The sequence below is a fragment of the Thermus sp. FJN-A genome (genome assembly GCF_054655095.1).
The window spans coordinates 1-240 of record NZ_BAAHSC010000002.1 but is presented as its reverse complement, the minus strand read 5'-3'; the positions used below and the strand labels follow the sequence as shown (position 1 = coordinate 240).

Annotated in this window: 1 pseudogene; it reads right to left on the bottom strand. The window is 71.2% G+C overall.

Annotation, left to right across the window (positions count from 1 at the left end):
• A pseudogene (locus tag ACYQ0J_RS00010) lies at positions 1 to 240 on the bottom strand (hypothetical protein); the annotation flags it as partial.

Sequence of the window (240 nt, the reverse complement as noted above, 5' to 3'; positions counted from 1 at the left end):
GGCCGTTCCCCCTTGAAGTGGGCCTCCGCCCAGGCGTGGAGGTCGGTGCCCCGCCCCGCGGCGCTCCGGGCGGCCCTGTGGTGGGCCTCGGCGGCCTCCTTCAGGATGCGGTCCACCTCTTTCTCCGTGAGGACCAGCCCCGGGACCAGGTTTTCCTGGAGGTACTCCACCACCTGGCGCACGGCCCAGTCCTGAAGGTTCTTGTTCAGGCGCCCCGTGACCTCCGTGACCGAGGGGACC